This is a genomic window from Acinetobacter sp. AKBS16, from assembly GCF_002899995.1.
In the GTDB taxonomy this organism is placed as follows: Bacteria; Pseudomonadota; Gammaproteobacteria; order Pseudomonadales; family Moraxellaceae; genus Acinetobacter; species Acinetobacter baumannii.
Genome location: NZ_POYH01000091.1, coordinates 20,734 through 30,239, shown reverse-complemented (window position 1 = coordinate 30,239; position 9,506 = coordinate 20,734). Strand labels below are relative to the sequence as shown.

The window sequence follows — 9,506 nt, the reverse complement described above, 5'->3', positions numbered from 1 at the left end:
CAGCGGGGGAAGGGATCTGCATTATTCCAGCAAGTGCTGATACCATTCGATTTCCACACTTAAACTATATTCCGATTTTAGATAACGGCGCGGTCAGCCCAATTTTTATTACTGCACGGGCAATGGACAGAAGTGAAGACTTACAATCATTGTTCGACTGTATTTATCAGGTTTATGACTTGGAAGGGATACCTTATCAACGAACTGTTTTTACACTTGATCAGAACCCGATAGATGATTCAAATGGTATCGATTTTTAAATAAGGGAAGTGCATAGCCTCAAAGGTTGAAGCTATGCGTTGATGTGTTTTAGAAAGCCCAAATTAATTTTAGCCAGCTGGTATGGCCTTCGGGGCGATATTCGACTTCGGTTTCTTTTAGAAATTTGGCTTCAATAGACCAATTCTTATCGGCATATTGAATGCCTGGCCCAATTGCAAAAGCCTGTCCTTTAAACCCAATGTCACTTCCGTTTACTTTGTCATCTGTGGTTTGTTTAAAGGCATAGCCTTCAACTGCAACTTTGAGTTTTGGGTTAATGCGATAACCCAAGCTATAGTCACCCGCAATGTATTGTCCAGACTGGTAGTCGGTCGCGTCATTACGCGTATTCCAGCTATAAGACAATTTAGTAGATAGATCTAAACCTGCCGCGTTGGCATAACTATAGGCAATAATTGGTCGAATGGTGTGATAGTTTTTCCCGAGATTGGCTTCAACTGGATGTGTCGCACTTGGAGTGTCATATTGACCTGTCCCGAGCACGGTTTCTAGGGCTGCAATCCAGTGATGATTTCCTTGATGCCAGCCCAGCATCCCACCCAAAATTAAGTCTCCGAGCCCTTGGTTTGAGTTAGCCATTCCATTTACTTTGAGTCTTAGATCAACCAATGGCTGGGCTGCATAAAACCCGAGTTGTCCATCCATAATTTTTTGATCGGTCATCCAGACCAAACGAGGCACCACGGCGTTGACATCAACATGGAACTGATCGGGACCATTTTGAAACTCTGATGCGTGATAATTTTGATAATAACTGAGTAGATAAACCCCAGCAGGTGGTAGGGCGCCCGCCATCATACCTTCGGCACCTAAGGCAAAAGAGTCTGAGCCGTTTTCTGTCGCAAATGCAGAAGGAAGGTAAAGGGTGCTGATTACACCACATATGATTGCAGCAATTTTATTATTCATAGAATGTCCTATTCTGTGTTGTTTGGCTTGTCACTAAAAAAACGTTATTCCTTAACGATTTTTTAAAAATTTGAGTCTGTTTAACCTGTAAATTTGGAATGCAGAACTCCTGTGAGCCTTGTATTTGCTTTCTAAATTACAAATACAAAGCTCATTTGAAAAAGCCGAGTGCTTAAAGGTTTATCTTTAAATATGTTTGAATAAAGCTGAACGCGATTGTCCGGCAGCACCATCGGCTGCACTTAAGAAGCGTTCAGTGTGAATATCCCGTTCGAATAAGCGACTTTGCATGAGTGTTGAAATTGCCGAGTCGATCATGATGGGTGGACCACACAAATACGCTTTATGTCCACCACATCGATTTTCAAAGTAATCGGCAACAGCTTCGTGCACAAATCCGGTAAATCCAGTCCATTGGTCTTCTACTTTTGGTGCATTGAGAGCAGGGATATAGCGGAAGTTCGGATAGTCTTTTACAAGCTGTTCAAACAAATTTCGGTTGTATAGCTCTGCCAAGTCTCGTGCTCCTTGGAAGAGGTAAATGGTGCGACTATCTCCAGACTCAAGCAAATCTAAAATCATCGATTGCGGACTTGAAAGACCTGAACCACCTGCAATGAAAATGGCGTTTTGATCATCTGACTTGCGTACAAAAAATTGTCCATAAGGGCCCGAAATATCGAGCTGATCACCCGTGGCAAGTTGTTCATGTACATAAGTCGTCGCTGCACCGCCTTCAACTTTACGAATATGCAGCTCAACAATGCCCACTTCACTTGGCGAATTAGCAATTGAAAATGCACGAGTTCCTTCAATATCTGGGAACTGGACATTAATATATTGACCAGCTTGGAACTCAATTGGATGATCTAGTTGTAGTCGGATTCCTTTGATGGTTGGCGACAGGTCTTTTATTTCAATGACTGTTGCTTGATAGTCTTGAACCAAATGACCTAAGAAATCTGGGTCTTCATCGACATCGGCTTCAATGATCATGTCGGATTGTGGTTTACAGCAGCAGGCAAGTACCTTGTTTTCATCGCGTTCAATATCCATGAGCGCAAATGGCGAGGCTTCACCAACATCGTAAAAACCGTCGGTGACTTGAACCTTACATGTCCCGCAAGTGCCATGACCACAGGCAAAGGGTAACCAAACGCCTTGACGTAAAGCGGCATCTAAAATGGTTTGGTCTTCTTCTACCTCAATCGTTGTTCCGATCGGCTCAATGGTGACTTGATAACTCATGACACACCTCCGAATTAAACGTAGCTGTCGTTATAGCCATTTAACTCTGGCGTAACGAAACGAAGTAATGACTTATGCCCAAAACCAAGCTCTGCCAAAGTTTTAGTACTCTCTGGTTCGATTGTTTGACCATCTAAGGTGTATTGCACTTTTGACCAATCAATTTTGGCAAAATCGGGATGTTGAGCAAAACCACCTGTAATTTGTTGCTCAATCAACTGTCCCAAAGTTTGTTGAGGCGAGGCAAGCATGGCATGTGCCGAGCAAAAAAGTGTGTGATGATCCCAACCCACGTAAAGTAAGAATTGATCACCATAGTTTTTTTGCAGATCAAGCGGTTCAAATTGATAGTTGTTGTGTATCGCGCGAACAGTCATGTTCAATCTCCTTATTTCCTATCAGGCAGCTTGATGACTGCCTGAACAATTCCTTGTGCTTAAGCTGCGTTGCCTTTCCATTTTTTCCAGCGCTGTTGATCTGGTGAACCTTCAATATCTAGATTGTCGGCACCTACATTCATGCGGTAATAATCACGGAGCATAGTTTCGAGGTCACCGCCACCACAGTTGCCTTGCAAAATTTGATTTACAGGTAGCCATGCTTGTATATATTTCTCAGGCTCGCGTTCGAAAATGTCATGACAGCCATCTGAGCAGGTGTGGTAGCGTTCGCCTTGGTAGATGCTATGGCGATAACTAAACTGAGTTGGGTCATCACCCATTTCGGTAAAGGTCATTGGAATCTGACAAACCTGACAAAGCTGTGGTAAACCTGCGCTATAGAAGCGTTTACCTTCGGCTTCCATTTTGCGAGCCAACTCCCATTTTGGACGGTAGTATTTATCAAAAGTGTCTGGATATTTAGTCGATAACCAATCCATTTCTTCGTCGGTTGGAATCCAAGTATGGAAACCGGCAGCATGACCAAAGTTATAGAAAATCCACCATGCCTGATGTGAGACGTGCTCTTTTTCTTTCACAATCACATCGCTATATTTCGGCATACGAATGCCATAGCGGCTTAAATCTTTAAATAACGCACCGCCTGCCTGCTCAAAATAAACTTCCCAAGCTTCTTTCCAAGACATCACTTTGTTTGGCAGCATGTAATCCATCATCATGCCTACAATTGAAAGCAAACGCGTCCCACGCCAGAACCATTTATCAATCCATTCCTGCACAATCGGCACGTTGTCTTCATGTTGTTCGAGCAAGAATTTTACGATTTCCAGACCAAGCGTCATGTGGCGCGCTTCATCAGACTGCGCACTAAAACCAAAGGTCACGGTTGCCATATCGCCGTTATAAGCTGCACCCGACATAAACGGCACAAATAGCAAGTTGGTAAGTACATATTCAAAAGCAAAACTAATGGCTAATAAAAATTCGAAAGGGCCAGCAGAACGGGCGTCTTCAAAAAATGATTTAGGTACAGACAAATACCAAACGCGGTCATGCATGTGTGCCCAGTCCTGAAAACCATCAAAGAACTTGTTGTAATGGCTCATGGCATGAATTTGAGTCTGTACATGACGCAGCTCATCAATCGACTGCATCTGAGAAGCAATACGTGCTCCAATACCACTAAACTGGCGGCCTACATGTGCATAGCCTTGATAGGCCTGATATTCAAGTGGGGTAACCGCCGTTAAAAAGAGTTTGATGGCATTTAAGTAGCGTTCATTGCTGACATTCATCTGACCATTGTTTTGAGCAAAGGCATCAAAAATGGCATAAAGTTTTTTCTCTTTTTCTGCCTGATATTTCCAGTAAGCATCCATGGTTAAACGGAATGGATCTTCCCATTTAGACCAGTCTGTAATTTTGATGCCTTCAAACTCTTCATAAGGAAAGGCGTCTTTACGGTCAGCATAGGAAAAGTCCCAGTCCAGATCACGCGTTAATGCACGATAACGATCTTTCGCATTTAACTTTTTGCTGGTTTCTTTCGTTTGAGTTGTCATGATTGATCATCCTTAAATCTTTGTTAAACAACATCTATGTTGTGATTAATTCCAGTGAAGGCGGAAAGTATCATCATCTTCTTCGACGTTGCCGCCCAGCGTAATCATATTGAGTTGTAACGATTGGATGTCCCAATCTTGGCCTAGTTTTTCAGATACGGTTTCGGCTTTAATGACCAAATCAGTTTCACTTTCAATTCGAATCATGGCTGGTAAATACTGAATTGAAGCTTCAGGGTTATCTTCTTCAATCGCCTCGATGATGTAGCGTGAAGTATCGTTGTCTTGTAATGCGAGATAGACTTTAGACATGTTGCTTCTCCTTAAGCATTTGTAAGTGGTTGTAGGCCGAGTTTTTTTGCGCGTTCAATAACGGCATGTTCTGCTTGATCGACTGCATCTGCTGTTAAGGCTGCTGATGCCCAAGATGTAAAGACTGCTTTCACTTGAGCCAAAGACTGAGTGAACCATTCATTTAATAGCTGTTTGTTGTGATCTGACTCTGCAGCGGCAGTTTTAATGACGGTGTCTGACCACTTACGTAAATCACCTAAAGTGTCTTTCATAAACTCAGTCAGCATGGCTAAGTCGCGAGCATTTTGAGTGACTAACCACTGATCAAACTGTTGATAAACAAGCTCTGTCACAAAGCCGTCAATCACAAGGTTCTGTAATAAAAAGAGTTTGAAGTAGTCTTGCTCGGTGAGGCTTTCTTCACACAGACGGCGTAAGCCTTGCCATGCAGGATGTTGCATCCAAGCCTGTTTTGCCTGCTGTAGTGAGTCGCCGCTGTTGCCATCTAAAGCTAAGCCGATACGCGAGATGTACTGCGCAATTCCTAAATGATCCATCGCGGCATAAATACAAGCTTGGGTTAGCACGGTGCCATATCCATAGGCACTGCCAGACATCATGTGTAAGTTTGCAGTTTGTTCAACGTGGCGAAATGGCAATAGGCATTCAATGACCTTAGCTTTGACTTCATCAGACAAATGTTCTGCAAGCTGACGTTTTTCAAAAAAAGCAAAATTACTTTCTGCAGTGTCTTGTAAACGTGCACGGTGCTGAACATAAGTTCCATAATAGAATTGACGTGGATCTTTAAATGCATACCAATCTTGCATTTGCAGAGCAGTATGGGTTTTATCATTTAAAGTCTTTTCAGGTTTCCACAAAGGACGATAGTGAAAGTTAGTTTCAGCTTGTACATCGAAACTCACTTCTTGATATCGAGTTGCTGGCTTACTGCCAAATCGTCTTTCAATGTAGGCGTAGTTCTGGCGGATAGGTTCGACATTTGATGTTTTGATTTCTAAAGTCATGGCTTTATCTCCTTATATTTTTACATCTGATCATCGTGATCGTTGCTATTACGTTGCGTGCCGACTAAGGTTGCTTCAGTGCCATAGCGCCATTTTTCTTCCTGAGCGTCATTAAAAGCTTGTTGCTCTTGGGTCATTTCAACCACTTGATTGGTCTTACAAAAATCATTAAATGCATGTTTAGGCAAAACCAGTTCCACAAATAGACTTGGGTCGTGAATGGCAAAATCGAACTCAATAAACTCTGCGTTTAAGTCGCCAGTGACCCGAATATATTTGGTTAATGCTTCGACTTGAGGTTGCGTCATGCTGTACTCCATCAAGACATTGTCTTGAAATTGATGAATGCTCCTTGCTCTCGCTATAAGCTTTACAAAAGCTATGCCAACTTTATTTTTATAATTAAAAACAATTGCTTAGTATTTTTATTGAAAGTGCAGCATTTTTAAAATTCACCATTTCATGAATTTTTTTGAATGGTGAAATAGAGATATTCATGATTTGATGAAGTGGGTCGTAAAAATTTATTTTTAGATTTTTTGAGGCTTTAAATGGAGAGATTTAGAAATACTTTTTTAGTATGAAGTTATGTCTTTAAGGTACTAGGACATTTATCTTGTTCTTCGATAAGATGAGATAAAACCCAAATGTGTTTAATGGATTAAAACAGATCACTCATGGCTCGAGTAAAATACGATACAACGGGACGATACGCAGATCATCCGCAAGAAATTCATGATTTGCTGTCTAAACTGCATTTTGATACTGCCCACGGCCAAATCTGGTTTGATGAATATCGGATGCTACTTTTACACACCAGCATTATGGGATATTTGCGTAAAGATTTAGCGCACATGATTGGACTTGAGCGAACCAAGCGTTTTTTTATTCGTTTAGGGTATCAAGCTGGGTTAAAAGATGCAGAAGTTACAACAAAAATGCGTCCCGATTTAAATGAACACGATGCTTTTATGGCAGGCCCACAAATGCACGCCATTCGTGGAATGGTGCAAGTACAGGCCAACCAGCTCAATTTAAGCCACGATAAAAAACAGTTTTATGCTGATTTAAATTGGCTTAACTCTTTTGAAGCTGATGTGCATTTAGAGCATTTTGGTCCAAGTGATGAACCTGCGTGCTGGATGCTACTTGGTTACGCGTGCGGCTACAGTAGTTTTGCGACGGGCATGACCATTATTTATCAAGAAATAGAGTGCAAAGCCTGCGGCGATGAGCATTGTCGTATTATCGGTAAGCCTTTAGAAGAGTGGGAAAATGCAGATGAGCTAATTCAGTTCATGTCTCCCGAACCTATGGAAAAAGAACTGATTGCGTTGCAGGCTGAACTTTTTGAACTAAAAAAATCAATTTATAGCGATAGTGAAGCCGATCACCAATTATTTAGTTCTGTGGGTAAGTCAGCATCTTATAAACAGGTCTGTGCATTATTAACCAAAGCAGCAGGTTCGAAAGTTTCCATTTTATTACAAGGTGAAACCGGCGTTGGTAAAGAAGCTTTTGCACGAGGGGTTCATGCAAATAGCCAAAGAAAAGACCAACCTTTTATTGCGGTAAACTGTGCAGCGATTCCACCAGAGTTAATTGAGTCTGAGCTATTTGGGGTAGAAAAAGGGGCTTATACAGGAGCGCATCAATCTCGCTTGGGGAAGTTTGAACGAGCCAATGGTGGTACGATTTTTTTAGATGAAGTGATTGAGCTTTCTCCTCGTGCACAAGCAGCACTATTACGCATTTTGCAGGAAGGTGAATTTGAGCGAGTAGGAGATTCACAGACACGTATTTTAGATGTCCGTGTAATTACAGCAACCAATGAAGATCTTGAGCAGGCTGTAAAAACAGGGCGATTTCGGGCAGATTTGTACTATCGCTTAAATATTTTCCCAGTGCAGATCCCGCCTTTGCGAGAGCGCCGTGAAGATATTCCTTTATTGGTTGAACACTTTCTTCATCGCTTTGAAAAAATGTACGGCAAAACCATTCAGGGTGTAAGTGAAAAGACTAAAGTTTTTATGCAGCAATATGAATGGCCGGGAAATATTCGTGAGTTGGAAAATTTATTAGAAAGGGCGGTTTTATTAACGGATGATCAGCAACTGATTAAGTTAAATGCTATTTTTCCACAGATTAAGCATGACCCTGAGCAGGCGGTGACTGTTGAAACTGACTTTGAGCAATTATTAAAGGCAGAGTTTAATTTAGAAGAACATGAGAAGCAGTTAATTTTAACGGCTTTAAAAAAGGCAAATCATAATGTGTCTGAAGCGGCACGTTTATTAGGGCTAACTCGGGCAGCACTGGATTATCGAATTAAAAAATTTCAGCTTTGAATCAATATCAACAAGCTCAAAAATAAAGGCCTAACTTTAAACGTTAGGCCTTATCGACTATTGCACTTTCGCTGGGAAACCATCTTCTTCAAGTGCTTCGGTAATTTTATCGATGCTTTCACTGCTTTCAACAGTCACAATTTTGCTCGCTAAGTCTACATCTACTTTTGCATTTGGATCGATGTCCTGAATCGTTGCTGTCACACCACGTGCGCAGCCACCACAAGTCATATTTTCAATAAGTAGTTTCATATTCATACTCCATCAAGAATGAGATGTTTGTTTGGATAACACTGAGTCTAAACCTTGTCATGATTGTAAGGTCAAGACCAATTTTTTAAAAAAATATGCTTGACCTTCCCATGATGGGAATCTGTATGCTCAATACAGAATATTAAATTTTGCAGATTTGCAGAGGTGTTTGATGGACTCAAAAACCACAAAATTGCCAGCATATAGTGAAACACTCTCAATTGAGGGCATGACTTGTGCCTCCTGTGTAGGACGTGTCGAAAAAGCACTTAAGAAAGTTGAAAATGTAGAGATTGCCAACGTTAATTTGGCAACAGAAAAAGCCGTTGTTTATTCAAATCAACCGATTCAGCGTGAAGCACTGGTTAAAGCAGTTGAACGTGCGGGTTATGATGTTCCAAAAGCTGCGCCAGTGGAGTTGTCTATTGAGGGTATGACCTGTGCATCTTGTGTTGCACGTGTAGAAAAAGCCCTTAAAAAAGTAGAGGGCGTTCAAAACGCTACGGTCAACCTAGCAACAGAGCAGGCTTGGGTACAGGCAGATCCATCAGTCAATGTTGAAGACTTAATTCGTGCTGTTAAAAAAGCAGGTTATGACGCGAAAGCATCTGAAAAAAATCAAGATGAGCAACTCGATAAAAAAGCTTCAGAGTTAGATCAGCTTAAAAAAGATCTGATCATTTCGATTGTGTTAGCCTTACCTGTGTTTATTTTGGAAATGGGTTCACATCTCATTCCAGCTTTTCACATGTGGGTCATGCACATCATTGGTCAATACAATAGCTGGCTTTTACAGTTTGTTTTAACCACATTAGTGCTTGTTTTTCCTGGTCGCCGTTTTTACCAAAAAGGGATTCCAGCCTTATGGCGTTTAGCACCAGATATGAACTCGCTGGTCGCTGTAGGAACTTTAGCTGCCTACAGTTTCTCAGTCGTGGCAACCTTTATGCCGCAGGTATTACCACAAGGCACGGTCAATGTTTACTTTGAAGCGGCTGCTGTAATTGTCAGTTTAATTTTACTCGGACGTTATTTTGAAGCAAAAGCTAAAGGACGTACTTCGCAAGCGATTCAACATTTAGTAGGAATGCAGCCAAAAACAGCCCGTATTCAACGTAATGGGCAAATAGTGGAAGTTGCTGTTGCTGAAGTGGTCAGTGGGACTATTGTAGAAATTCGTCC

9 protein-coding genes and 2 pseudogenes are annotated in these 9,506 nt (G+C 41.5%); 3 read left to right on the top strand and 8 right to left on the bottom strand.

Going from position 1 to position 9,506, the window contains the following annotated elements:
- Window positions 1–260 (top strand): annotated as a pseudogene (locus C1642_RS19775) (LysR family transcriptional regulator); the annotation flags it as partial.
- Between the two features lie 49 nt (window positions 261–309).
- On the opposite strand, the gene C1642_RS16455 reads toward C1642_RS19775, so the two are convergent.
- The 7 genes from C1642_RS16455 to C1642_RS16425 all read right to left on the bottom strand — a co-directional run bounded on the left by C1642_RS16455 (window position 310) and on the right by C1642_RS16425 (window position 6,032).
- Complete coding sequence (locus C1642_RS16455) at window positions 310–1,191, bottom strand: SphA family protein (protein ID WP_103236595.1); 882 nt, start codon at window positions 1,189–1,191, stop codon at window positions 310–312.
- Between the two features lie 186 nt (window positions 1,192–1,377).
- Complete coding sequence (locus tag C1642_RS16450) at window positions 1,378–2,439, bottom strand: NADH:ubiquinone reductase (Na(+)-transporting) subunit F (protein WP_103236594.1); 1,062 nt, start codon at window positions 2,437–2,439, stop codon at window positions 1,378–1,380.
- A 14-nt stretch (window positions 2,440–2,453) separates the two neighbouring features.
- Window positions 2,454–2,816 (bottom strand): phenol hydroxylase subunit P4, encoded by a 363-nt coding sequence (locus C1642_RS16445; RefSeq protein WP_057105724.1) that lies wholly within the window; start codon window positions 2,814–2,816, stop codon window positions 2,454–2,456.
- 59 nt (window positions 2,817–2,875) lie between these two features.
- On the bottom strand, window positions 2,876–4,402 hold the full coding sequence (locus C1642_RS16440) for an aromatic/alkene/methane monooxygenase hydroxylase/oxygenase subunit alpha (RefSeq protein WP_072618620.1): 1,527 nt from the start codon (window positions 4,400–4,402) through the stop codon (window positions 2,876–2,878).
- Between the two features lie 45 nt (window positions 4,403–4,447).
- Complete coding sequence (locus C1642_RS16435) at window positions 4,448–4,714, bottom strand: MmoB/DmpM family protein (protein ID WP_000049448.1); 267 nt, start codon at window positions 4,712–4,714, stop codon at window positions 4,448–4,450.
- 11 nt (window positions 4,715–4,725) lie between these two features.
- A complete protein-coding gene (locus C1642_RS16430; RefSeq protein WP_103236593.1) occupies window positions 4,726–5,724 on the bottom strand; it encodes an aromatic/alkene monooxygenase hydroxylase subunit beta in 999 nt (332 codons plus the stop codon).
- A 20-nt stretch (window positions 5,725–5,744) separates the two neighbouring features.
- Window positions 5,745–6,032 (bottom strand): phenol hydroxylase subunit, encoded by a 288-nt coding sequence (locus C1642_RS16425; RefSeq protein ID WP_000193471.1) that lies wholly within the window; start codon window positions 6,030–6,032, stop codon window positions 5,745–5,747.
- A gap of 369 nt (window positions 6,033–6,401) precedes the next feature.
- On the opposite strand from C1642_RS16425, the gene mobR reads away from it, so the two are divergent.
- Window positions 6,402–8,072: a phenol degradation transcriptional regulator MobR gene (gene mobR, locus C1642_RS16415; RefSeq protein ID WP_103236591.1), complete on the top strand. Its 1,671-nt coding sequence runs from the start codon at window positions 6,402–6,404 to the stop codon at window positions 8,070–8,072.
- A gap of 57 nt (window positions 8,073–8,129) precedes the next feature.
- Here the strand turns inward: mobR and C1642_RS16410 are convergent, their stop codons facing one another.
- The gene (locus C1642_RS16410; RefSeq protein ID WP_085941179.1) at window positions 8,130–8,330 is read right to left on the bottom strand and encodes a heavy-metal-associated domain-containing protein; all 201 of its coding nucleotides are present in this window, start codon (window positions 8,328–8,330) and stop codon (window positions 8,130–8,132) included.
- Between the two features lie 166 nt (window positions 8,331–8,496).
- Between C1642_RS16410 and C1642_RS19770 the strand changes: the two are divergent.
- Window positions 8,497–9,506: pseudogene (locus tag C1642_RS19770) on the top strand (copper ion binding protein); the annotation flags it as partial.